This window comes from Pseudoalteromonas sp. MBR-15 (assembly GCF_053628915.1).
Genome location: NZ_JBRJHH010000020.1, coordinates 22715 through 48009, shown reverse-complemented (window position 1 = coordinate 48009; position 25295 = coordinate 22715). Strand labels below are relative to the sequence as shown.

Genomic DNA, 25295 nt, shown 5'->3' with positions numbered 1-25295 from the left:
GTTACGAAAAGCGAGATGCGAGCTAGTACAGCTAAATCGAGAAGGTTGTTTAATGCCGCTGAATAGGTTTGCTTTTTCGGTGTTAAAACACCTCCCACGTGTGAAGTGTGTATCTTTTGTAGGAGTGGCTTTAGCCGTGAAAGGGGTACAAGCAACGAGTTACGAAAAGCGAGATGCGAGCTAGTACAGCTAAATCGAGAAGGTTGTTTAATGCCGCTGAATAGGTTTGCTTTTTCGGTGTTAAAACACCTCCTACGTGTGAAGTGTGTATCTCTTGTAGGAAGGGCTTTAGCCGTGAATCTTATAAAAGATGTTGCTGCGCAAACGCGCCATGCAAGCATAACGCCTACGGTTTAATGTAGGCGTGAAAGGGGTGTAAGCAACGAGTTACGAAAATCGAGATGCGAGCTAGTACAGCTAAATCGATAAGGTTGTTTAATATCGCTGAATGGGTTTGCTTTTTCGGCGTTAAAACGCCTCCTACGTGTGAAGTGTATCACTTGTAGGAAGGGCTTTAGCCGTGAATCTTATAAAAGATGTTGCTGCGCAAACGCGCCATGCAAGCATAACGCCTACGGTTTAATGTAGGCGTTAAATTCATTTCGCGCAAACGCGCCATGCAAGCATGGCGCCTAAAAACGAGGTTACTCACCCGGCTTTTGGCGCGTTTTATTACAGGCTTTCTCTTGCTTGCAAGTAAGCATTAACTAATGCGGTAATGATTTGCCCAGCATCGTTTATTCCTGCCTCTAACCCTACTGGGTGTTGCGATGGTGCACCTTCACATAAATGCAGGTAGCTGGCATGAACATGCCTAGCAGCTAAATGCACAAAATGCTCAGCATCACTGACACTAAAACCACAGTTTGTGTAGGCGCTTACCGGCATGAGTGAAATACTATCAAGGTCTACTTCCACGCCAAGGGGGGCGCTGTCAAAGCGAGCAAGCGCCTGTTTGCAGGCCGTTGAAAGGTCGATAGTGCGACGCACTTGAATATCTTGGTAGCTATCAAACAAGAAGTTCGCGTCTTTGAGAGCATTCAGAATTGCTTGGTTATTTTTAAACTCGTGCAAACCGATTACATGATATTGCGCAAGGTGACTTTCGGAATAGGCGTACCTGAAGCCGTTACCACTGTGGCGACCTTCACACTCTCTAAAATCTGCATGTGGGTCTAAATTAATGGCATTAACAGGCTTAGCGTGCTGTTTACTTAACGCACGTAAAATTCCTAAGCAGTTATTATGGCCCCCACCAATGACAATAGGTTCTAAACCTGCAGCAAAGATCATCGCCAGTACGCGCTCAACGCGGGTGTCGATATCTGCGCAAAGTTGGCGCAGCTGAGCTAAGTCAGCGTCGTTTTTGTTATCGAGGTGAGCGGCTTGCTGGTTTATATCATCAAGTTCCACTTCGCCGAGTAATAACACGCGTTCATGATTTAGAAATTGATTATGAGTTTGATTAAGAAAGCGCTTTAAAAAAGCTTGCCATGCTTGATGCGAACCGCCATTGCCTAAATTAGCACGGGGACCAATATCTTCACACACGCCAACGAGTACATAGCGAATGCCGAATTGTTTTGCATCGATAAGGGCTTGAGGTGCGTTTGTGTGTGTATCGAGGAGGGCGAGGGCTTGCCACGCTTTCTGTTCGTTGGCGCGGCGGACACATAAATGTTTAACCGCCGCTTCATCATAAATTTTAAGGTAGTCAGTCACCGAGTTTAGTCTTCTTCTATTACGTCGAACTCTAATTCATCAGCAGATAATATAATGCCGGTGCTATCAGCGTAAACAAAGTCACCATCAAAGAATGAGACACCCGCAAAGTTAACGCCAATACCGTCTTCACCGGCTCCTTCACTGTCGGCAGCAACAGGAATAGACGCAATTGCTTGAATGCCTAAATCTAATTCTTCAAGGTCATCAACATGGCGAATAGCACCATATACAATAATACCTTGCCAGTTATTTTCTAATGCGATTTCAGCCAGCTCAATATCAATTAGTGCGCGGCGGGTTGAACCACCACCATCAATTAACAGTACACTGTCGGTACCATCTGTTGATAATATTTCGCGGATCAGCTCATTGTTCTCAAAACATTTTACGGTTCTAACTCGACCACTGAAACTTGGGCGTCCACCAAAATTGATAAACATAGGTTCGAGCACATCAACCACATCGGCAAAGTGGTCGCATAAATCAGAAGTGCTGTAATCCATTTTTTCATCCTCTAAAGAGACTGTCTGTTTAGTACTCAGTATACCCTGATACAACTCAATAACAACGACTTAATACGTGTTTATTACTTTAAATCAAAGGAATCAACTCACCGCAACATTAGTGTCTCAAAAGCGTCACCTAATTGTTATTTTTAACACCTAAGCTGAGATGAGTAGCCCTCTTATAAAGAGGTCATGTTTGTATTAAAAACAGACACAAAGTATGACAAGGAGCTTGGCCATGGCAAATAACATACTGACGAAGTTAGCAAAAGTGGATGAACAGTTGTTTTTAAGCGTATTTAACGATGCATCGCCTAATTGGCTTAGACGCTCAGCAATCGGTCTATCAAAAACCGGCGATGGTGGGCTATACCTGATGTTATTTGTGGGGTTTTGGTGGTTCAGTGAACAATTACATTTCCAGCAGTTTGCCTTGAGCCTGTTGGTTGGCTTTGCTATAGAGCGACCCATTTATTTTTTGGCTAAAAAACGCATTGCTCGAGTCAGGCCTTGTGATTGTTTAGTGCAAGGGGCTTACCTGGTGCCCAGTGATAAGTTTAGTTTGCCCTCGGGGCACAGTGCTGGTGCGTTTGTTGTTGCGACTATTTTAACGATGTACTTCCCTGCTTTTATGGCTGTGTGGTTTATCTGGGCGGCAGGCGTTGCGGCTTCACGGGTTGTCGTGGGCGTGCATTATCCAGCCGATGTGATTGTTGGTGCGGTGATAGGGTCGAGTTGTGCTGTGCTTGCTGTGATGGTGGTGGAATATATATGAGAATTTTGTACGGTATTCAAGGTACAGGGAATGGTCACATAACACGTGCTCGGGTTATGGCAACAACATTCAATGCATTAGGTGTCGATGTTGATTATGTGTTTTCGGGCCGCCGTGAGCACGATTACTTCGATATGGATGAATTTGCTAACTACCGAGCGTTTCGTGGTTTATCGTTTACCAGTAAATCGGGGCAAGTTGATAGCTTAAAAACACTCAAAAATGCTCGGCCATTGCAGTTAATCAAAGATATAAAAAGCCTTGATTTACGTCACTATGATTTGGTGTTTAATGATTTTGAGCCGATCACAGCATGGGCGGCTAAACAGCAGGGGGTGCCGGTTATTGGTATGAGTCATCAGGCGGCATTTTTGTCAGATAAAGTGCCGATGTTTGGTCGCTCATTTTTCAGAAGAGCGTTAATTCGTCATTATGCGCCCGCTAATGTTTATTTAGGTGTGCATTGGCAACCTTATGCAAAAAATATTATTCCTCCGTTTATTGCGGCTCATCAGCATAATAATCCTGTCATGGTTGAAAATAAGGTGTTAGTTTATTTACCATTCGAAAACTTAGACAGTGTAGTCGACTACCTAAAAGACTTTCCCGAGCGCGAATTCTATTGCTACCACCCTGATGCAGAAAACTCATCAATTGGAAATATTCACTTAAGATCACCATCACGCGTCGGTTTTTTAAATGATCTTGCCAATGCGGGGGGAGTGATAGGAAATGCTGGATTTGAACTGGCCAGCGAGGCCTTGCAATTGGGTAAAAAGCTGCTGTTAAAGCCGCTTGGTAAGCAATTTGAGCAAGGCATAAATGCACAGACTTTATTGTCAATGGGGGCGGCGCATGTCATGAGCTATTTAAATCCCTATGCCATGGATGACTGGCTGCAATCAGCACAAAACAGAAAACTGAATTTTCCTAGCGATCCGGCTCCTTTGGTTGACTGGTTACAAAAAAGACAATGGCAACAACTAGATAAATTGCACTACCACTTGTGGCAACAGGTTGATATTGAAAAAAAAGTTATTGTTTAAACCATTCGTATCAACGACAATGCCCGGCAACATTAGCTACTTTTATTAGCTGCTTTAAATAGTTTAGCTATACTCTTATATGCATGTATCTATAGGGCGCTCTGAATGAATGTATTACAAAACTTAACTATAAAACGTCGTTTACAATTAAACGCGTTAGTTGTTGGTCTTGCAATGATTGTGATGCTATGTGTCATTATCTTTGAGTCTCGCACGATGCTAAAACTCAATGAGACAATTCAAAACGCGGAGGAGCTTGATATTCATGAGCTTTCTATGCGTAAGCATGAGAAAAACTTTCTGTTTTACAAAGATGTAAACAGCCTTAGCTTATTTGAAAATGAGTACACACAACTTAAAACAAAAATGGCACGATTAGATGAATTGCTAAACGATTTATCGATGAAAACAGATAAGTTAGGCGAGTTTAGACGCCTAGCTAAAGTGTATTACGATGATTTCAACAGCGTTGTAGAGTTACAAAAACAAATAGGTTTACACCCAAAAGATGCGCTTTATGGTGATTTGCGTAACGCTGTGCATCAAGTCGAAACGCTATTAAGTGAGCGCGAAGATTACCGCCTACTCACTTACATGTTGCAGTTACGCCGCGCCGAAAAAGATTTTATGCTGCGATTTGACACAAAATATCTGACCAAGTTTGATGAATTAGTCGCTGATTTTGAGTCCGCCATTAAAGTAGCTGAGCTTGATGGTAACTACGAAAGTCAATTACTGGCTCTTTTAACAACCTATCAAACTAAATTTAAAGCACTCGTCGATGCACAAGTCTTACTCGGTCTAGACTTAGATTCGGGTGCCTTGGGTAAAATGAAGCAAAGCGTTGAGATGAGTGATGCCATTGTTTCAGAGCTGACCGATGAGACAAAAACATTTGTTGAATCAAGCGCATCGCAAGCACAGTTAATTGCTTTAATGGTGTTTATTATTGCAAGTGCTGTTGTGATGATTTTGGTTTACTTTACCAGCCGTTCAATTATTCAGCCTATTGAGCGTGTATACCATACAATTAATGAGATTCGTCGTAGTAACGATTTAAGTATTTCGATTGAGCAGTCGGGCAAAGACGAAGTGACGATTATGACGGTTGACTTTAACAGCTTAATTGGTGATTTTAAAAAGCTGATTTACGAAGTTAACACGGCACTGAGTACGCTTAATATCGCGACTGAACATTTATCAGAAACCACATCAGCAACCAGTTCGGGTATGCAAGAGCAACTGCATGAAGCCGATATGGTTGCAACTGCTGCAACTGAAATGCAGGCAACCATTCAAGATATTTCGCATAATACCGAAGCAGCAGCTAAAAAAGCAGAGTCAACCAATTTAAGTGCCCAACAAGGTCGCTCAGAAGTTGAGTCAACGGTCGTACAGATTAATCATTTATCTGAATCGCTTGGAAATGCCTCGAGTGTTGTGTCGCAATTAGAAAAAGATGCCGAAACGATTGGCTCGGTGCTTGATGTGATCCGTGGCATTGCTGAACAAACGAATTTACTCGCACTGAATGCTGCAATCGAAGCGGCGCGGGCCGGAGAACAGGGACGCGGTTTTGCTGTGGTTGCTGACGAAGTTCGCTCGCTTGCACAACGTACACAAGACTCAACTCAAGAAATTGAAAGCATTATTACGACCTTGCAAGGGCGTACCCGAGAAGTTGTCAGTATTATGCAGCAGTGCCGTAATCAAGGTGGCGAAAGTGCCGCTCAGGCAACGAAAGCAGGTGAGTTACTACGCTCTATCACTGAAGACGTGCAAACGATTATGGATATGAGTACGCACATTGCGACGGCGATTGACGAGCAAAGTCAGGTGGCCTCTGAGGTTAACAAAAACGTGGTGCGTATTCGAGATATTGCTCAACAAGCCTCTGGGCATGCCGTCACTAATGCACAAACCAGCGAGGAAGTCTCTGAGCAGGCTCGCGTGCTGTACCAAGCAATTGATAAGTTTAAAGTGTAGGGATTCAGTAACAGATAAATTTAAAAGCGCGCAATTTTGTCGCGCTTTTTTGTTTTAGGTGGCGCTAATAAAACTAAGGTACAAACTTTATTGGTACGCTGTCTTTATTCGCTTCGTGCTCATGGACACGGGTTTGGTATTGTTGCCAAAGTGAGTCTTTATTAGCCTGTAAATCGGCTAAATAATGCCAGCTGTATAAGCCGCTGTTGTGATTATCGCTAAATACTAAACGAAGCGCATAATGACCAACTGGCTCAATTTTGCTAATGCTTACTTGGTGCTTATTTAGTACCAGCTTCATGGGCTCATTACCATGGCCTTGTACTTCGGCTGAGGGTGAGTGAACACGTAAGAACTCTGCACTAAAGCAAGCACTCGACTCATCGTCAAAGTAAACGTCTAGTACTTTGCTTACGCTGTGATAATGCACTTTCGTCACTTCTTTCATAGTAAACCCTATCATTGATTTTTAAGCTAACAAAAAAGCCTCCAACAGGAGGCTTTTAATTATAACGATAATTTAGTGATTAAAGAATAAAGCGACTTAAATCTTCGTCTTCAACCAATGCACCTAAGTGCTGCTCGACGTAATTGGCATCAATTGTGAGCGTTGAACCCGCTTTTTCAGAAGCATCGAATGAAATTTCTTCCATTAGCTTTTCCATCACAGTGTGTAAGCGACGTGCACCGATGTTTTCGGTTTTTTCGTTTACTTGCCATGCGGCTTTAGCAATACGCTCAATAGCGTCTTCAGTGAAATCAACGTTAACCTGCTCTGTTTTCAACAGTTCGCGTTGCTGCTCTGTAAGCGATGCATGTGGCTCTGTAAGGATACGTTTAAAGTCGTCGGCGGTTAACGCTTCTAGCTCTACACGAATCGGTAAACGACCTTGTAGCTCTGGGATCATGTCTGACGGTTTTGCCATTTGGAATGCACCAGATGCAATAAATAACATGTGGTCAGTCTTAACCATACCGTGTTTAGTGCTCACTGTTGAGCCTTCGATTAATGGTAGTAAATCGCGTTGAACACCTTCGCGGCTTACATCTGGGCCTGACGCTTCGCCACGCTTACAGATTTTATCGATTTCGTCGATAAATACGATGCCGTTTTGCTCTACAGCAAAGATAGCTTGCTCTTTTAACTCTTCAGGGTTAACAAGTTTAGCGGCTTCTTCTTCAACTAATAGCTTGAAAGCTTCTTTGATTTTCAGCTTGCGCTTACTGCGCTTATCACCGCCCATGTTTTGGAACATGCTTTGTAACTGGTTAGTCATTTCTTCCATTCCAGGCGGAGCCATGATCTCAACGTTAGGTTGTGCTTGTGCAACATCAATATCGATTTCTTTATCGTCTAATTGGCCTTCACGTAATTTTTTACGGAACGACTGACGTGTCGAAGAGTTTTCATCTGAACGTGATTCACCAAACGTATCACGTGCTGGTGGTAGTAGGGCATCGAGAATACGCTCTTCTGCCGCTTCTTCAGCTCGGTGCTTGAATTTTTTGGTTTGTTGTTCACGGGTCATTTTGATTGAGATATCAACTAGATCACGAATGATTGTCTCAACTTCTTTACCAACATAACCCACTTCAGTGAATTTTGTTGCTTCGACTTTAATGAAAGGCGCATTAGCTAGTTTAGCAAGACGACGTGCAATTTCGGTTTTACCGACACCGGTAGGGCCAATCATTAAGATATTTTTTGGCGTAACCTCAGCGCGTAATTCGTCGCTAAGCTGCATACGACGCCAGCGATTACGCAGTGCGATTGAAACTGCTTTTTTAGCTTTTGCTTGGCCAATAATGTGTTGATCAAGCTCGTGAACGATTTCTCTTGGAGTCATCTCAGACATGGCAGTTCCTATTACAATTCTTCAATAGTTTGGAAATTATTCGTGAATACACAGATGTTGCCTGCAATTGTTAGGCTTTTCTCTACAATTTCACGGGCACTTAGGTCGGTATTTTCAAGCAGGGCTGTCGCAGCAGATTGTGCGAAGTTACCACCACTGCCAATGGCGATAAGGTCGTTCTCTGGTTGTACTACGTCACCATTACCGGTGATGATCAACGAGGCGGTTTCGTCAGCAACGGCCAGTAGCGCTTCAAGCTTTCTGAGTGCGCGGTCACTTCGCCAATCTTTGGCCATTTCTACTGCGGCCTTGGTGAGGTTACCTTGGTGCATTTCTAGTTTGCTTTCAAAGCGTTCGAAAAGGGTGAAGGCATCAGCAGTACCGCCAGCAAAACCAGCGATTACTTTGCCATTATAAAGACGTCGAACTTTGCGGGCGTTGCCCTTCATTACGGTGTTACCAAGTGAAACCTGGCCATCGCCACCAATAACGACCTTGTCGTCGCGGCGAACACTTACAATAGTAGTCATGATTATTCCTCATCATCGAGCGGCGAAGCCGCTCGTAAAAAGCGATTGATGAGGTGTTTATATGGGTGAATGAGCTAAAATCAAGTCCAAAGCCAAATTCCACAGCCCATTATTTTAATGCGCTTGAGTTTGTTTTTGTCGCTTTCTGCCAGACGTTTGGTTTCGTAAGGGCCTAAACGCACTTTATACCAAATGCCATTACTGCCTTCTACGCGTTTAACTTCAGACACTAAGCCTGCAAATGCAATCTTCGCTTTTAAGGTTTGAGCTTGTTCAAGCGTTCTAAAAGAGCCGCATTGCATTACATAAGGGCCTTTTTGCTCAATCTCTTTTACTTCAACCTGAATTTCGTGTTCTTTTATTTCTTTAATAAACTCGGGTGGTTTCGGTTTTGGAATAACCTTTTCTTCTTCTGATTTTGTTGGATTAGCTTGCTGCTCAACAAGTTCAGGATCGGCATTATGTTTGATATACCATAAACCATACCCAAACCCACCCAGCAAAATAAGGGCGACAAAGACAAGAACAATAGGGAACGGCTTTTTTGCCGGGGCTTGTTTTTTATTATTTCGATTTGATGGTTTTTTATTTATGTAATCGTGTTGTGCCATGACTTTTTTATTGGCCTTTAAATCATATCTATTGGATCAACGTCTAAGCTCCAACGCACCTTTTGCGCTAATTTACTGGTGCTTATATAGTCAACCATTTGCGCTAAATATTGGTGTAAGTGGGAGCGCTCCAGCGCTTGAATATGTAACTGAAACCGATATTTACCTGCTACACGCTCCAATGGCGCAGGGATCGGTCCGAGCAATTGTATACCAGATATGTTCTGGACAGGAACCAAATCAGTTAAAAAATCCATGACTTGATTTATGTTATGTCCTTCGGCACGCACAATTGCCATGTTTGTTATGGGGGGGAGCTGAGCATCTTCTCGTTCTGCAAGGGCATAGCGCGCAAAATCTTGATAGCCATTATTCACTAAATCTTGCAATAGTGGGTGCTCAGGAAAGTGAGTTTGTAACAGTACTTGTCCTGGTTCACCACTGCGTCCTGCACGGCCTGCAACCTGAGTGACAAGCTGTGCTAAATGTTCTGTAGCGCGAAAATCACACGAGTACAAACCACTATCAACATCTAAAATAAGCACTAAACTGACATCGGCAAAATGATGGCCTTTCGCAAGCATTTGCGTGCCCACCAAAATACGCGCCCCCCCTTGATTTATGTCGTCGAGGGCTTTTTCTAAGCTGCCTTTACGACGAGTTGAATCTCGGTCAATGCGGCTAATGGGTATATCAGGGAAAGTTTCTGCTAAAAACTCTTCAATTTGTTCCGTGCCTTTACCATTAGGAAAAATCTGTGTGCTGCCACAATCGGGGCATTGATGGGGCACCGCATGCTGCTCGGAGCAATGATGGCAGATCATTTGTCCAATTGCTTTGTGGAATGTGGCACTGGTACTGCAACGTGAGCACTCACTTAACCAGCCACACTCATGACATATGAGTGTGGGAGAAAAGCCGCGTCGATTTAAAAACACCATGACTTGCTTTCCGCGCTCAAGATGTTGACGCATATAGGCCAAACTCGCATGGGCAATACCGGCTTGTTCAGGTTGGCCTTTCATATCCATTAAGTGAAATTGGTTATCAGTGCTGGTTTGCGCACGCTCTGTTAAGCTCAATAGTTGGTACTTGTTATTTATTGCTTTATGTAAGGTTTCGAGAGCGGGAGTTGCGCTGCCTAATATCAAGGGTATTTGCTGTTGATAAGCTCTGTAGGCTGCTAAATCGCGAGCATGATAACGTAGCGTATCTTGTTGCTTAAACGAGCTGTCGTGCTCTTCATCAACAATGATCATACCAAGTGATAAAAAAGGTAAGAAAATACTCGAACGGGTGCCGATAACAATGGCGCAGCTGCCTTTTTCGCAGAAACGCCATGTTTGCAAGCGCTCGTTGTCGGTTAATGCTGAATGCCAAAGCATAATAGGGGTATCGGGAAAGCGACGGCGAAAACGATTAACGGTTTGTGGTGTTAGCCCAATTTCGGGCACTAACACCAGTGCTTGCTGGCCTTTTTTTAGAACCTCTTCAAGGCATTGTAAATACACTTCTGTTTTACCACTGCCGGTAACGCCTTCAAGTAAAAAACAGGTGAACCCACTGGCTTGATTAATCGTTGTGCATGCAACGGCTTGTTCTTTATTTAGGGTTGGTTTACTGCCAATTGTTGGGGCGCGTTGCTGCCATTGGTTATCATGTTCGATAAACTGTTTAATGAGTTCTTTTTCGAGCAAGCTATCAATGGTTTTTTTATTAAAGCCGAGTGCTTTTAATTCGGTTAAGGATGACTTGCCTGACTGCGCTAGCTGCTTCAGCAAATTAAGTTGTGTTTTTGCTTTGAGTGAAGGTAATTTTGCACCTTTGTCGGTCAGTTCAACCATATTTATACTGGTTTTGTCTGGGCATTCTCCTTGACGCAGTGCCGCTGGAAGCGCTGTATGAATTGTTTCACCAAGTGGGTAGCAGTAATAGCGAGCAGTAAATTTTAGCAGTGCTAAGTGTTGCTCAGATAAAATAGGGGCATCGTCTATAACATCAATAATGGCTTTAATTTTATCTTCGGGTACATCGGTACTGGTTTTGACTGCCAGTACGACTGCTATCTTTTTTTGAGAGCCAAAAGGCACACGCACACGCATGCCTACTCGCAGCTCAGGGCTATGTAGCAGCTGCTCAACTTTATAATCGAAGGTACGCTGTAAAGGGACTTTTATGGCAACTTCTACAAAGTGCATAACAACTCAACTGAATTAAGAATAGAAAAATAGCGTGTGCTGCTAATGTACTAAAATTAGTGCTAAAAACCTACCAACAAATACTGAACGTTTGATGACTTGTTTATTTTTTTAGCTAAAGATGAATTTAAAGCTTGTCGAGAGGCTGCTTGAGCTATAAAATACGCGACCTATTAATTGTATTAACGACGTATGGTGCCAGACTTCGGGTTTGGAGAGCGATGCGGCCTTAACTAGAGGTTCCTATGAAAGAAGGTATTCACCCTAAGTACGAAGCTATCACTGCAACTTGTTCATGTGGTAACAAATTCGAAACTAGCTCTACTTTATGTAAAGACATCCACTTAGACGTATGTTCTGAGTGTCACCCGTTTTACACTGGTAAGCAAAAGATTTTAGACACTGGCGGCCGTGTTGATCGTTTCAACAAGCGCTTCGGTGCACTTAGCAGCAAGAAGTAATATCTGCTGTTTAGTTGAAAGAAGCACCCTTTGGGTGCTTTTTTTATGCCTGTAATTCAGAACCATTCTTTTTTATATCCCATGCCTACACGCTTTATGTGCATAACTATTTCTGCTTGTTATGCCCAATATATCGCTAATAATGCAGACAAATAGTGATCCCTTCGCTATATTTTGAATGATATAAATGATTCCAAAAGTTGTAAAAAGTAACAATTTGTATGAACTTAACCTATAAATGCTGTTAAGTTCGTTAAAGTTGCTCATTTTGCTAAGTTTCGGTTATTTGCTGTGTTCGTGCCTATAAAATACAAAAACAGGTGCTTAAATGGCCACAAATAGATGAATTTTTATCTGTTGTGAATTAAAACTATGTGCAGAAATTGTTGGGAAATCCTTTAAAATTAAGCGATATAGCATATAACAGGATAGACCTGATAATACTTGGAATTTTTATATATTACAGGTATCGTACAGATGCAAGCCCTCTCACTTTTTAACTTATTGCAGGATACTATCGCGTTATGTCAGATTTTCGTGAACAAGCATTACATTACCACGCTCACCCCGTTCCAGGTAAAATTAGTGTAGAACTAACTAAACCAGCAGAAACGGTTAATGATCTCGCTCTAGCATATAGTCCAGGTGTCGCAGAGCCCGTCCGTGAGATAGCAGCCGATCCAGCAAATGCCTATAAATACACCGGTAAAGGTAATATGGTTGCGGTTATTTCAAACGGTACCGCAATTTTAGGCTTAGGCAATTTAGGTCCGCTTGCATCAAAACCTGTGATGGAAGGTAAAGCACTTTTATTTAAACGGTTTGCAGGTTTAGACTCGATAGATATCGAAGTAAAACACCGCACGACAGAAGACTTCATTAATACTGTTGCAAATATTGCCGATACGTTTGGTGGTATTAACCTAGAAGATATTAAAGCACCAGAGTGTTTCGAAATTGAAAAAGCACTGATTGAGCGTTGTAGCATCCCTGTTTTCCACGATGACCAACATGGTACTGCAATCGTAACAGCAGCAGGCATGCTAAATGCGCTTGAAGTACAGGGTAAAGATATCGAAGACGCGATTATCGTGTGTTTAGGTGCCGGTGCAGCAGCGGTTGCATGTATGGAACTACTTATTAAATGTGGCGCATTGCGTGAGCACATTTATATGCTTGACCGCAAAGGCGTGATCCATACACGTCGTGATGACTTAAACGAGTATAAATTGCTATTTGCTAACAATACCGATAAGCGCACTTTGCAAGATGTGATAGCCGATGCTGATGTATTTGTTGGTGTATCTGGCCCTAACTTATTAACCGCTGAAGATTTAAAACTGATGGCAGATAAGCCTGTGGTTTTTGCATGTTCAAACCCTGATCCAGAAATCGCGCCAGCTGTTGCACACGGTGCACGTAATGATTTAATTATGGCAACAGGGCGTTCTGATTACCCTAATCAGGTTAATAATGTATTGTGTTTCCCATTCATTTTCCGCGGTGCGCTTGATGTGCGTGCGACATCAATCAATGATGAAATGAAAATCGCAGCCGTGCATGCTATTCGTAGTATTGCGAAAGAGCCTGTGCCTAACGAAGTGCTTAAGGCGTCGGGTGTTGATTCACTTGAGTTTGGTGCTGAGTACATTATTCCAAAACCAATGGACCCGCGCTTATTACCACGTATTGCACGTGCTGTTGCAGAAGCAGCTGTTGAGTCTGGTGTGGCGCAAATTGACATGCCAGAAAACTACATGCGTTAAATAATTAGGTACCTATTCGTTTGATTAAGCGGGTGGGTATTACTAACTGCAAATAAAAAACTCAGCCAAGGCTGAGTTTTTTTATGTCTGAGAAATCGGCTACGATCCGATGGCCGAAATATTTACTCTGAATCAAGTACGGGGATATCTAACCCCATTTCTTGCATAATTCTTTTTACTTCTTCAGGTACTTTTTCAGGGTTATCTTTACGAAGGTCGTCATCATTCGGTAATGGTTGACCTGTAAAAGCGTGTAAAAAGGCTTCGCACAGTAGCTCACTGTTAGTAGCATGACGAAGATTATTAATCTGACGACGCGTGCGCTCATCAGTTAATACTTTTAATACGTTCAGCGGAATTGATACGGTAATTTTTTTTACTTGCTCTGATTTTTTACCGTGTTCTGCATATGGGTGAATGTATTCACCGTTCCATTTAGCCATAAGTTGTTTCGTTGCCTCGGTTGTCAGTTGTTTACGCCTTATCCACAGCGCAAGATGCGGAAATTCTATCGCTTTAAAAAAGATAGTCAAATACTAGTTATTTAGCCATCTAGTCGTGTAAATGTATAAACTTCTATGTAATGGCGATAAATGCTTTGACTTCTCATATTTGATCATCTAACCTTTTAGACGTCTAAACATCCAATTCTAAGTAGGTGATGAAATGAGTGAAAAAAATAAAGCGACGATTGCTGTTCGTCATGGCATTGAAGCCGATAAACACCACGGTGCAGTCGTTCCACCAATTTACTTATCAACCACCTATTCGTTCGCTGATTTTGATACTAAGCGCCAATATGACTATGGCCGCAGTGGTAACCCTAACCGTGATATTTTAGCCGAAACACTCGCTGAACTAGAGGGCGGAGCTAAAGGCATTATTACTGCGACAGGCATGGCGGCTGTTCACTTAACGACACAGCTTTTGAATAGCGATGATACCTTGGTTATTCCACATGACTGTTACGGCGGTAGCTATCGTTTATTTACCTCATTAGAGAAGCGCGGTTTACTGAAACTAAAAGTGCTTGATTTAACAAAAGCTGAAAACCACCAAGAAATCTTAGCGATAAAACCTAAACTGATCTGGATTGAAACACCCAGTAACCCCATTTTACGCCTAACAGATATTAAAGCGATTACCGCCATTGCTAAACAATGCGGTGCACTTGTTGCGGCTGATAACACGTTTTTATCGCCGGCCTTGCAAAACCCGATTGAGTTTGGTGTTGATATAGTCGTGCATTCAACGACTAAATACATTAACGGTCACTCTGATGTGGTTGGCGGTGCTGTTATTGCAGCAACGCAAGAGCTGGGTGATGAACTGGCTTGGTGGGCAAACAATATTGGTATTACGGGTGCACCGTTTGATAGTTATCTTACTCTGCGTGGTTTACGCACTTTAAATGTGCGTTTAAAACAGCACCAAGAGAATGCGTTTGCAATTGCAGAATATTTAGAAGATTCACCGTTTGTGAGCCAAGTATATTATCCCGGTCTCGCTTCTCATCCTCAGCATGCGCTCGCTAAAGCACAGCAACGCGGTTTTGGTGGCATGGTGAGTTTTGATATTAAAGGCGACATTAATGACGCTGCGGCTTTTCTAACAGGCCTTAAAGAGTTTAGCTTAGCCGAATCATTGGGGGGCGTTGAGAGTTTAATTTGCCACCCTGCGACCATGACTCATGCTGGAATGGAGGCAAAAGCACGCTTAGAAGCAGGGGTGGGTGATACGTTAATTCGTATCTCTGTTGGCATTGAGGATGTAAAAGATTTAATTGCCGATTTAGACCGTGTTTTCAATTTAGTTAAACCAGGTCAGGGGCAGCAAGCCACTCAGAGCAACGCGACGCAAACGCACACGCAAGCCAATACGCAACAAAGCAGCACTTTTAAGTTAACGCCAGCACATACGGCATTGTGGTAGAAAAATGGTAAATATTGTTCATAAATTTGGTGGCTCAAGCTTAAGCTCTGCGGAGCGTTATCATGCTGTGGCAAATATTGTTTTAGCAAATACGCAGCAAGGTGATTGTGTGGTGGTGTCTGCATCGGGCAAAACAACCGACACCTTGGTAAAACTTTGGCAAAGTTATCAACAGCAAGATAGCCAAGCGGTTAGTGATATTTTATTGCTGATTGATAATAATCAGCGCGCCTTAATAGAGCAGCTGTTAGTAGCAAAAAACAAGCAGCAGGCATTGGCACAATTAAAAGATGAGCTGGCGCTATTAAATACACTTATTGCAAAACAGCAACTACAAGAAGCCGTGTTGCTAGCACATGGAGAAGTATGGTCTGCGCGTTTATTAGCGGGCTATCTAAATCAGCTGGGTGTGGCAGCACAGGATGTGGATGCACGGCAGTTATTTACATTAAATGATGGCCAACTATTGCATCAAAAGAATCAACAGCAATGCACCGATGCGATCAGTAAAGCAAAGATCAATGTGGTGACAGGCTTTATCGCTGCAGATTGTCAGGGTAAGACGGTAACACTGGGTCGTAATGGCAGTGACTACAGTGCGACCTTGTTAGCAAGCTATACCTTTGCCAAGCAAGTGTCTATTTGGACTGATACCCAAGGTGTATTCAGTACAGACCCTCGTAAGGTGAAAAACGCCGTTAAATACGCAAAAGTGTGCCGAGAGCAAGCTAATTTATTGGCTCGCTTAGGTAACCCTGTTTTACATGCAAAAACCTTATCACCGCTTAAAGACAGCGACATTAAACTTGTTGTAAGAAGTAGCTTTGATTGTGATGCCAGTCCAACTGAGGTTGTAAAAGAAGGGTATAGCAAGGCGAAGCGTTTTATTACGACCTTAGATAATATCGATTTACTGCGTGTTGATACGCTAAGCACAGGTGAAGTGGGGGAGCTGAGTCAGCTAATTCAGCACAGTTTGCATCATTTTGTGAAAGAAGGTGATACCTATTTGCTGGTACCAGGGCACAGTACTCATCAAGTGGTGAGTCACCTTGCTGGGCGGGCTAATATTGTTGAATCTAATTTAAGCGGCTGCGCGGTTGTGGCACCAAGTAGCGATGTGAGCCAGTTAGCTGAACAAGCAATTTCGCTCCTTAAAGAGCAAAGTATTCATCCACGCTTTGTACAACAAGATCAGCAGTATGTGTTGCTACTAAACGATCAAGCTATAGACAGCGATGTACTGACCCTGTTGCATGATAAATTGGTCAACAAGGGTCAAGAACTGGCTATTATCGTGGCTGGGCTGGGTAATGTTGGTGAAGTCTTTCTATCACAGTTACAGGCTCAGTTTGTTAGGTTATCAGCTCATTACCAGATTAAAGTCGTGGCATTATTACGCTCAAAGCAAATGCTATTTAGTGCCAGTGGCTTGAACACAGAAACGTGGCAAGCGCAGTGGCAAAGTGAAGCCCAACACTACGATAAAGAAACACTGCTAACACGTATTAGCGAACTTGATTACGAACACAAAGTGGTGATTGATATCACTGCCAGTGAAGCGTTTAGCCAATTATACCCAGCACTCGTTGAGCTTAATTGTCATTTAATTAGTGCCAATAAATATGCAGGCACAGCGGCAAATGATTGGTATCAAACATTGCGCTCTAATTTAGCTGAGCGTAATTTGTTGTGGCGTTATAACACCAGCGTAGGGGCGGGCTTACCAATTAACTTTGCGTTGGCAGACTTACAAAATAGTGGTGATAGCATTCATCGTATAGAAGGGGTTTTTTCGGGGACGCTGTCGTGGTTGTGCAGTTGCTATGATGGTAATGTTCCGTTTTCTGAACTTGTGCTACAAGCGCAGCAAATGGGCTACACCGAACCTGACCCGCGTGAAGATTTATCTGGCCGAGATATGCAGCGCAAGTTACTTATTTTAGCCCGTGATTTAGGGTTGGATTTAGAGCTTGATGACATTGCATTAACGCCATTGATGCCTGAAGAACTGGCAACAGGAAGTTGGCAAGACTTCCTTGCGAACAGGCATTTGCTTGATGCATTCATCGAAGAAAAGGCTGCCATTGCACAGGCCGAAAATAAAGTTGTTCGCTACACCGGTGCAATTACGCTCGTTGATGGTAAAGCGAAAGCAGCCGTTGGCTTAGTGAATGTTGCACACGATGATGTATTAGCCAGCTTAAAGCCGGGTGATAATATTTTTGTGATTAATTCGCAGTGGTACACAGACAACGCGCTGGTCATTCAAGGCCCTGGTGCAGGAAAAGAAGTGACTGCTGCGGGAGTTCATTCAGACCTTTACTGGTTAGTGAATAACTTAAAATAATTTTGCTGATCTTAGTTTAAATAGCTAAGCAAAAAGCGCCCAATGGGCGCTTTTTTATTAGTCTAATAAAGGTGTTAAAGACTGTTTAGAACAGCTCTTCCTCTGTAGAAAGTGACTCTTCAAACACATTAGTCGGTTGCTCAAGGACATACTTCGTCGGAGCGGTGCCTTTAATAAAGTACTCAAAGCGACTAGTGTAATCATTTTTATGGCTCAGTAACCCTGTTGCTAAATCAATGCGCACAGACACTAAGCCTTCTGGAAACTCAATCGGTGCCTCAGGCATACCATCTAAAGCAACTCGCATAAAATCAACCCAAGCTGGTTGAGCCGTTTTTGCGCCTGATTCAGCCCCTGATATTTGTGACTTATCAAGGTTACTGTTGTAGGTTGAACGACCCAGTGGGTTGCCTGGGTTATCAAAGCCAACCCACACAGAGGTCAGTACATTGCGATTAAAACCACTAAACCATGTATCAACAGAGTCATTCGTGGTTCCGGTTTTACCTGCTAGATCACGGCGATCAAGCGCTTGTGCACGCCAGCCAGTACCACTCCAACCTGTTTTATGTGCCCAGCTTCCGCCACCCCAAATTGCGCTGTGCATTGCTTGCGAAATTAAGAAAGCATTTTGTTTTGAGATGATACGAGGCGCGCAGCGAGGCTGAGCATTGTGTTCTAATTCTGTGGCCACCAGTTGGCTATCATCAAGTGTTGCAAAATCGGGCGTGACCTTTTGCTCTGGGGTATCACAGGCAAGCTCTGGTGTGGCTTTATATAAAGTTGTTCCAGCAGAATCTTGAATTTCAGAGATGTAATAAGGCGTAATTAAGTGCCCTCCATTTGCAAAGGCACTCATGCCGCGTGCAAGCTCAAGAGGCGTAATAGAGGCACTCCCTAATGCCAGCGACTCACTGCGGTTAATGTCGCTATTCAAAAAGCCAAACTTTAATAAATGATCTGCTGTGCGCTCTAAACCAACACCGCGTAATAACCGAACTGAAATAACGTTTTTAGATTGTGCTAAAGCACGACGAATACGAATAGGGCCATTGTAGACTGCTGGGCTATTTTTAGGACGCCATGCAACACCTTGGCTCTTGTCCCATTGATTAATGGGGGCATCATTTAAGATTGAGGCTAAGGTATAGCCATTTTCTAACGCCGCTGAGTAAATAAATGGTTTAATATTCGAACCTACTTGGCGCTTAGCTTGTACTGCACGATTATATTGGCTTTGCTCAAAACTATACCCTCCCACAATGGCTTTTATGCGACCATCTTGAGGGTCAAGTGATACTAAGGCGCTTGATGCTTCGGGTACTTGGCTTAAAATATAACTGTCATCTGAATTCTTACGCAGCCAAATTTGTTCGCCAGCATTGAGAATTTCGGTGGCCGTTTTCGGTGCAAAACCTTGGCGATAACGGGTAATGTATTTACGTGCCCATTTTAGGCCATCCCACTCAAGGGTTATATGCTCGCCATTTTTTAGTAATACCTGCGCAGATTGCTCAGCAACATGAGTGACTACGCCCGCACGTAAAGGACCAAACTCTTTCACGTCTTTTAGTTTATCTAAAATAGCGTCTTCGCTAAGCGGACTATCCGTATTGCTATCCCAAAGCTGTGCGGTGGCGCCTCGGTATCCATGGCGCATATCGTAGGCATGTAGATTGTCGACGAGCGCATCTTGGGCTGCTTGTTGAATATTAGACTCAACACTGGTGTACACTTTAAAACCTGTGTTGTATGCACGTTCGTGGCCGTAACGGGCCACCATTTCTGCACGTACCATTTCGGAGATATACGGTGCATAGACTTCAATTTCTGCCCCATGAAATTTAGCGGTAATTGGTGCGTTAATGGCTTCTTCGTATTCACTCTGGGTAATATATTTTTCGGTTAACATACGGCCAAGAACAACATTTCGTCGACTTTTTGCGCGTGCAGGGTTACGAATGGGGTTTAAAGCCGAAGGCGCTTTGGGGAGACCTGCAATCATCGCCATTTGAGGCAGTGTAAGCTCATTCAGTTCTTTACCGTAATACACTTGTGCAGCAGCACCTATACCGAATGCGCGGTTACCTAATTCAATTTTATTTAAATATAATTCGAGAATTTCATCTTTGCTTAATATGCTTTCTATGTGCAAAGCAATGAAGATCTCTTTCACTTTACGGATGTATGCTTTTTCACGAGTTAAGAAGAAGTTACGGGCAAGTTGCATTGTTATAGTACTTGCGCCTTGTTTCTTTTCTCCTGTAGATATGAGTACAATGGCTGAGCGGATGATACCGATAGGGTCGATACCAATATGTTCATAAAATCGATTATCTTCAGTTGCTAAAATAGCATCGATTAAAGGCTGGGGAATTTCATCGATTGTGACCGGAATGCGGCGTTTTTCACCGAATTGGTTAATCAATAAACCATCTCTAGAAAATACTTGCATAGGTGTCTGTAATTGAACGTCTTTCAGTACCTGAACGCTAGGAATATCAGGTTTAACGTAATAGTATAGACCGACTAAAGTGATTAGTCCTAAAAATGAGCAGATGATAATAAATTGTAAAGTTCGTTTTAATAAAATCACTTATATTTTCCCTAAATGGACTCCCAATTAGAATCGGAGACTGCTAGTATATATTGATTAAAAAATGAATAATATTTTTTCAGATAAAAATTATAACTTGTTTATTATTAAAACAAAGGCCAAGTTGCAAACATGCTAAGTCAGCTATTTAAAAAGCCTTCATCTATGATGGTAGGGATCGACATTGGATCGCACTGCATTAAAGCAGTGTTGTTGCAGGAGACAGACACAGGTTTGCGACTTGAGGCGTTAGCTATAGAGCCAATGCCAAAGGGAGCAATGTCTGAGCGTACAATTCAAGACATTGAAGCGATTGGCAATGTTATCGCTAAATTAAAAAGGAAAATACCTAAATCTGTTCAGGCTGCGGCAGTAGCCGTGTCTGGTCAAACCGTGATCACCAAAGTGATTTTCATGGATGTATCATTAACTGATGCTGAATTAGAGTCGCAAATTGCAATTGAGGCAGATAGCCTCATACCGTACCCACTTGATGAAGTGAATATAGACTTTGAAAAACTCGCCATTAATGAGGCCGATCCGAGCAAGGTTAATGTATTGCTCTCAGCTGCCCGTACAGAAAGTGTTGAGGCACGCGTTGGTGCTTTAGAAACCGCTAATTTAAAAGCTAAAGTGGTCGATGTAGAAAGTTATGCACTTAGTCGAACGATGGATGTGTACTACCAGCAGTTGCCAAGCGATGCGTACAATAAGTGTGTTGCTGTGGTTGATATTGGTGCCGTGCTGATGTTAGTGAGCGTGGTACAAGCGGGTGAAACTATTTATACCCGTGACCAAGTGTTCGGTGGTGATCAATATACAAATAGCATTGTTGCTTACTACAACAAAAGTTTTGATGAAGCTGAAATCGGCAAAACAACCGGTGATTTGCCACCTAATTACACCTTTGAAGTATTGGCACCTTTCCAAACATCGTTGCTACAGCAAGTAAGACGTGCGGTGCAAATGTTCTTAACCACAAGTGGCAAAGAGCATGTTGACTATATCGTTTTAACCGGTGGCACGGCGATGATTGAAGGGTTAGATCGCTTACTCATTGAAGAATTAGGAATTCATACTGTGGTTGCTGATCCTTTCGCAAACATTGAGATTTCTCCAAGAGTTGATCGCAATGTACTGCAGCGTCACCGAACGCAGTTTGCGATAGCTACTGGGTTGGCGTTAAGGAGCTTTTCATCATGCCACATATAAACCTACTGCCTTGGCGCGAACAACAACGCAAAGAATCACAGAATAAATTTGTGACAGTACTTTTTGCAGTTGTGGTTATCAGTTTCTTAAGTATGTATATATTAAGCTCTTTTTATAGCGGTTTACGCGAAGGGCAAAATATAAAAAATGATTTCTTAAATACAGAAATTGCCTTGCTTAATCAGCGTATCCGCGAGATTAATGATCTTGATAAGAAAAAAGAAAGCCTTCAACAACGCATGCGTTTAATAGAAGAGCTACAAAGTAGTCGTAACCTTGGTACGCAGATTATGGATGAAGTGGCAAAAATAGTGCCAGCGGGTGTCTATCTTACCAAGCTTGAGCGCCAAAATTGAATCTAACAATCGCTTATCGACGATGTTACGACAAGTGCAAAGCTCTTATTTGTTAGAACGACCCGTAATGCAAGGCATTGTTGCAGGTGAACAAACATCTAGGCTATTGAGTGATTTTAATATGGATTTTTACGTTAAACCGTTTGATAAAATAGGAGAAGCACCTAATGAGCCTTGATATCAAATCGTTAACTGAAATAGATTGGAATGAAATAGAACTCGAAAACATGGGCGATTGGCCCATCGCTGTAAAAGCACTGTGTTGTGCGTTTGTTGCGGCAATCGTGTTGTATTTCAGCTATAGCTTGTTAGTGTCAGACGAAATAACCAGCTATCACGCCGCGGTTGCAAAAGAAACCGAACTGCGCAATACGTACAAACAAAAATACGCTTTAGCCAGTAAACTAGAGTTATATCGTCAACAAATGGTCGACATGGAAGAAAAGTTTTCACAGCTTTTAAAACGCTTACCAACGTCGAATGAAACACCGGGGCTCCTTGACGACTTATCGTATGTGGGGACAACGAGCGGCTTAACCTTTTTGAAGATTGGCTGGTTGCCGGAAATTAAAAAAGAGTTTTACACCGAATTACCCATTAAAATTGAGGTAATAGGGACCTATCATGAGTTTGGTGACTTTGTTGGCAAAGTGGCACAGTTACCACGTATTGTGAGTTTGCATGATTTTACCATTCAAACGTCGAACGAGAATGAATTAACCTTTAGCGTTGTGGCAAAAACCTACCGTTATGAAGGGGGGCCTAAGAAATGAGAAAGCTCCCGTTAATTATTGTTATGAGCTTGCTTCTCAGCGCCTGTAATGATGATACTTCAGAACAAAAAGAGTTTATTGATCAGGTAAAAGCGAGCACGACCCCTGAGGTTGAGCCTATTCCTCAAATGGCAAAGTTTCAATATTTTGAATACAGTGCAGGTGAGTTACGTAGTCCGTTTGTCGCTCCAAAACCAGAAATAATTCAAAATAACTTGGTTCAAGTTAAAAACTGTTTACACCCAGATCCTGATCGTGTTCGTCAACCACTTGAAAAATACCCGCTCGATAATTTGTCAATGAAAGGCACTATCGGTAGTAAAGGGAGAACCTGGGCATTGATCAAAGCCGCTGACGACACGCTATATCGTGTCACAGAAGGCAATTATCTAGGTTTGTATCATGGTGAAATAAAAGAAGTGCACGACAATTATATACAATTATTAGAATTAATTCCTGATGGGTCTGGTTGTTGGAAAGAGCGTCTGACAAAACTAGAAATGTTAGAGGCAGATACAAATGGTGCAAGTTAATCGTATGAAAGGTAAAAATAAGATGCATAAAGGAATGGCTTGGTTAGTACACATGCACAAATTTATGTTGGCGGCATTGGCACTCTTAATGACGCAGACAGCGATTGCTGCTCCTCTTCTCTATGATGTGCGTTATAACCCCTTGATGAAAGGCGAAACGCAATTACAGTTAGTGTTTGATGAGGCCCTTACCTTTGAGCCAAAAGTGCAAGTGTACAATTCGCCTGCACGCATTGAGATGTTATTTAGCGATGTCGGTGTAGATAACAATGTCCGCGATGTTGAAATAAATCAGGCGGGTATTAAACATGTCAGCAGCACAATGACATCACAAGGCTTGAAAGTAACCGTTTCTTTAGAGCGTTTAAAAATTTATAAAACGACTGCGAAAGATAACATCGTTACTTTACACGTATCAGACAACCCAATCACCACTGATGAGTCGGCTGATCCGCTATCAGCAAAAAATAATTACATTAATACGGTGCAATCAATTGATTTTCGTCGCGGTGATAAAGGCGAAGCGCGCTTACTTGTGTTTTTACAAGATACGCAAGCGGCAATCGATGTACATGAAAGCGGTGGTAAAATTGTTGCAGAGTTTCACCATACAGACATTTTAGACGATTTATTATATCAATTAGATGTTCTTGATTTTGGCACTGTTGTTAGCACGATAGAAACGTTTAAAGAAGATAATTTGACGCGCATTGTAGTTGAACCTAATGCCGCATTTAAATTTACGCATCAGCAGATCGAAAATATCTTTACTTTGACCGTCGAAAAAGATGACTCACAACGCGCATACCTTGATGGCGGTATTGAATACCAAGGTCGCCCAATGACCTTAAACTTTCAAGATATTCCGGTCCGTGCTGTGCTGCAAATTATCGCAGGCTATAACGAGTTTAACCTTGTCACCAGCGACTCAGTGTCAGGTAACATCACATTACGCCTAGAAGGAGTGCCATGGGATCAAGCACTCGACGTGGTGTTAAAAGTGAAAGGCTTAGACAAACGCATGGATGGCACCATTTTAATGGTGGCACCGTCTGAAGAATTGGCTGCTCGTGAAGCGAAAGAGTTAAAAGCAAAACAGCAAGTTGAAGACCTAGAGCCTTTATACAGTGAATATATTCGTCTGAACTACGCGAAAGCGGAAGAGTTCGCCGATTTATTAAAGACCGACACTAACAGCATCATTTCTGCACGTGGCAGCGTGTCGGTTGATAAGCGAACCAATACACTATTAATTAAAGACACCGCTAAGAGCATAGAGAGTGTTCGCCGTATGGTTGATACGCTTGATATTGCGGTGCGACAAGTTGTTATTGAGTCTCGTATGGTGACGGTTCGTGATAACGTACAAGAAGACTTAGGTGTGCGTTGGGGCTTTAGTGACCAGCAAGGCACTGATGGCTTAGCGGGAACACTTGAAGGTGCTGAAACGATTTCAAATGGTTTGATCCCGAACGTCGCTGATCGTCTAAATGTTAACTTACCAATCTCAAACCCAGCAGGGAGCATTGGTATGCATGTTGCGAAACTTGCCAATGGCACTTTAATTGATCTCGAGCTGACTGCGCTTGAAGAAGAAAATAAAGGTGAAATCATTGCCAGCCCACGTATTACCACAGCAAACCAGCAAAAAGCCCGTATTGAGCAAGGTACTGAAATTCCCTATGTAGAGGCTGCTTCAAGTGGTGCAACAACGGTGAGTTTTAAAAAGGCGGTATTAAGCCTTGAAGTGACACCGCATATCACGCCAGACAATAAGGTGATTCTTGACCTTATTATCACTCAAGATACACGAGGCGATACGGTACAGACTCCAACGGGCCCTGCAGTCGCTATTGATACGCAACAGATTCAAACACAAGTGTTGGTTGAAAATGGCCAAACCGTCGTACTCGGTGGTATTTTTCAACAACAAATTGTGAACTCAACAAAGAAAGTACCTCTACTAGGTGACATTCCATATTTAGGTGTGCTGTTTAGAAGTACGAGTGAATTTAATGAAAAAAGAGAGTTGCTAATCTTCGTAACACCAAAAATTCAGATAGATTAAGTGTTTTTTTCTTAA

At 42.6% G+C, this 25295-nt stretch carries 21 protein-coding genes and 1 pseudogene; 13 read left to right on the top strand and 9 right to left on the bottom strand.

The window, feature by feature from the left end; translation table 11 throughout:
- Window positions 1-184: hypothetical protein (locus tag ACSSVW_RS19405; protein WP_454179970.1), on the top strand; the 184-nt coding region annotated here is incomplete at its 5' end.
- A gap of 488 nt (window positions 185-672) precedes the next feature.
- Here ACSSVW_RS19405 and ACSSVW_RS19400 read toward each other — a convergent pair.
- Together ACSSVW_RS19400 and rraA are read right to left on the bottom strand one after the other, a co-directional pair.
- Window positions 673-1722: a formimidoylglutamase gene (locus ACSSVW_RS19400; RefSeq protein ID WP_036973222.1), complete on the bottom strand. Its 1050-nt coding sequence runs from the start codon at window positions 1720-1722 to the stop codon at window positions 673-675.
- 5 nt (window positions 1723-1727) lie between these two features.
- The gene (rraA, locus tag ACSSVW_RS19395) at window positions 1728-2228 is read right to left on the bottom strand and encodes a ribonuclease E activity regulator RraA (protein WP_036973221.1); all 501 of its coding nucleotides are present in this window, start codon (window positions 2226-2228) and stop codon (window positions 1728-1730) included.
- A 241-nt stretch (window positions 2229-2469) separates the two neighbouring features.
- On the opposite strand from rraA, the gene ACSSVW_RS19390 reads away from it, so the two are divergent.
- From ACSSVW_RS19390 to ACSSVW_RS19380, 3 genes are all read left to right on the top strand, one after another.
- A complete protein-coding gene (locus ACSSVW_RS19390; protein WP_065978289.1) occupies window positions 2470-3006 on the top strand; it encodes a phosphatase PAP2 family protein in 537 nt (178 codons plus the stop codon).
- On the top strand, window positions 3003-4052 hold the full coding sequence (locus ACSSVW_RS19385; RefSeq protein WP_036973219.1) for an MJ1255/VC2487 family glycosyltransferase: 1050 nt from the start codon (window positions 3003-3005) through the stop codon (window positions 4050-4052). Before ACSSVW_RS19390 ends, ACSSVW_RS19385 begins: the two co-directional genes overlap by 4 nt.
- A 105-nt stretch (window positions 4053-4157) precedes the next feature.
- Window positions 4158-6038 (top strand): methyl-accepting chemotaxis protein, encoded by a 1881-nt coding sequence (locus tag ACSSVW_RS19380; RefSeq protein WP_304634770.1) that lies wholly within the window; start codon window positions 4158-4160, stop codon window positions 6036-6038.
- Between the two features lie 73 nt (window positions 6039-6111).
- Here ACSSVW_RS19380 and ACSSVW_RS19375 read toward each other — a convergent pair whose 3' ends face one another.
- The 5 genes from ACSSVW_RS19375 to priA form a co-directional block, all read right to left on the bottom strand.
- Window positions 6112-6486 carry a gamma-butyrobetaine hydroxylase-like domain-containing protein gene (locus tag ACSSVW_RS19375; protein ID WP_074989335.1) on the bottom strand — a complete coding sequence of 125 codons (375 nt, stop codon included), beginning with the start codon at window positions 6484-6486 and terminating at the stop codon, window positions 6112-6114.
- A 79-nt stretch (window positions 6487-6565) separates the two neighbouring features.
- The gene (hslU, locus tag ACSSVW_RS19370; protein ID WP_036973213.1) at window positions 6566-7894 is read right to left on the bottom strand and encodes an HslU--HslV peptidase ATPase subunit; all 1329 of its coding nucleotides are present in this window, start codon (window positions 7892-7894) and stop codon (window positions 6566-6568) included.
- 11 nt (window positions 7895-7905) lie between these two features.
- Window positions 7906-8424, bottom strand: coding sequence for an ATP-dependent protease subunit HslV (gene hslV, locus ACSSVW_RS19365; RefSeq protein ID WP_008115012.1), 519 nt, complete (start codon window positions 8422-8424; stop codon window positions 7906-7908).
- 80 nt (window positions 8425-8504) lie between these two features.
- Complete coding sequence (locus tag ACSSVW_RS19360) at window positions 8505-9035, bottom strand: SPOR domain-containing protein (RefSeq protein WP_065978292.1); 531 nt, start codon at window positions 9033-9035, stop codon at window positions 8505-8507.
- A gap of 17 nt (window positions 9036-9052) precedes the next feature.
- On the bottom strand, window positions 9053-11233 hold the full coding sequence (gene priA, locus ACSSVW_RS19355; RefSeq protein WP_036973209.1) for a primosomal protein N': 2181 nt from the start codon (window positions 11231-11233) through the stop codon (window positions 9053-9055).
- A 245-nt stretch (window positions 11234-11478) separates the two neighbouring features.
- On the opposite strand from priA, the gene rpmE reads away from it, so the two are divergent.
- Entirely contained in the window at window positions 11479-11694 is a 216-nt protein-coding gene (rpmE, locus tag ACSSVW_RS19350) for a 50S ribosomal protein L31 (protein WP_036973208.1), read from the top strand.
- Between the two features lie 524 nt (window positions 11695-12218).
- Entirely contained in the window at window positions 12219-13460 is a 1242-nt protein-coding gene (locus tag ACSSVW_RS19345; RefSeq protein ID WP_065978294.1) for a malic enzyme-like NAD(P)-binding protein, read from the top strand.
- 122 nt (window positions 13461-13582) lie between these two features.
- On the opposite strand, the gene metJ is transcribed toward ACSSVW_RS19345, so the two are convergent.
- Window positions 13583-13903, bottom strand: coding sequence for a met regulon transcriptional regulator MetJ (gene metJ / locus ACSSVW_RS19340; RefSeq protein WP_036973203.1), 321 nt, complete (start codon window positions 13901-13903; stop codon window positions 13583-13585).
- A 223-nt stretch (window positions 13904-14126) separates the two neighbouring features.
- Between metJ and metB the strand changes: the two genes are divergently transcribed.
- Together metB and metL are read left to right on the top strand one after the other, a co-directional pair.
- Window positions 14127-15392: a cystathionine gamma-synthase gene (gene metB, locus ACSSVW_RS19335; protein WP_036973200.1), complete on the top strand. Its 1266-nt coding sequence runs from the start codon at window positions 14127-14129 to the stop codon at window positions 15390-15392.
- Between the two features lie 4 nt (window positions 15393-15396).
- Window positions 15397-17742, top strand: a complete 2346-nt coding sequence (metL, locus tag ACSSVW_RS19330) for a bifunctional aspartate kinase/homoserine dehydrogenase II (RefSeq protein WP_304634795.1) — start codon at window positions 15397-15399, stop codon at window positions 17740-17742.
- 85 nt (window positions 17743-17827) lie between these two features.
- Here the strand turns inward: metL and ACSSVW_RS19325 are convergent, their stop codons facing one another.
- A complete protein-coding gene (locus ACSSVW_RS19325) occupies window positions 17828-20338 on the bottom strand; it encodes a penicillin-binding protein 1A (protein ID WP_454179965.1) in 2511 nt (836 codons plus the stop codon).
- A 132-nt stretch (window positions 20339-20470) separates the two neighbouring features.
- Between ACSSVW_RS19325 and ACSSVW_RS19320 the strand changes: the two genes are divergently transcribed.
- From ACSSVW_RS19320 to ACSSVW_RS19300, 5 genes and pseudogenes are all read left to right on the top strand, one after another.
- Complete coding sequence (locus ACSSVW_RS19320; RefSeq protein WP_304634799.1) at window positions 20471-21550, top strand: pilus assembly protein PilM; 1080 nt, start codon at window positions 20471-20473, stop codon at window positions 21548-21550.
- Window positions 21538-22084, top strand: a pseudogene (locus tag ACSSVW_RS19315) (PilN domain-containing protein). Before ACSSVW_RS19320 ends, ACSSVW_RS19315 begins: the two are co-directional and overlap by 13 nt.
- Window positions 22074-22679 carry a type IV pilus inner membrane component PilO gene (pilO, locus tag ACSSVW_RS19310; RefSeq protein WP_036973195.1) on the top strand — a complete coding sequence of 202 codons (606 nt, stop codon included), beginning with the start codon at window positions 22074-22076 and terminating at the stop codon, window positions 22677-22679. Before ACSSVW_RS19315 ends, pilO begins: the two are co-directional and overlap by 11 nt.
- On the top strand, window positions 22676-23212 hold the full coding sequence (locus tag ACSSVW_RS19305) for a pilus assembly protein PilP (protein ID WP_454179964.1): 537 nt from the start codon (window positions 22676-22678) through the stop codon (window positions 23210-23212). The genes pilO and ACSSVW_RS19305 overlap by 4 nt, the downstream gene beginning before the upstream one ends.
- Window positions 23199-25280, top strand: a complete 2082-nt coding sequence (locus ACSSVW_RS19300) for a type IV pilus secretin PilQ (protein ID WP_036973193.1) — start codon at window positions 23199-23201, stop codon at window positions 25278-25280. Before ACSSVW_RS19305 ends, ACSSVW_RS19300 begins: the two co-directional genes overlap by 14 nt.
- Window positions 25281-25295 lie beyond the last annotated feature (15 nt).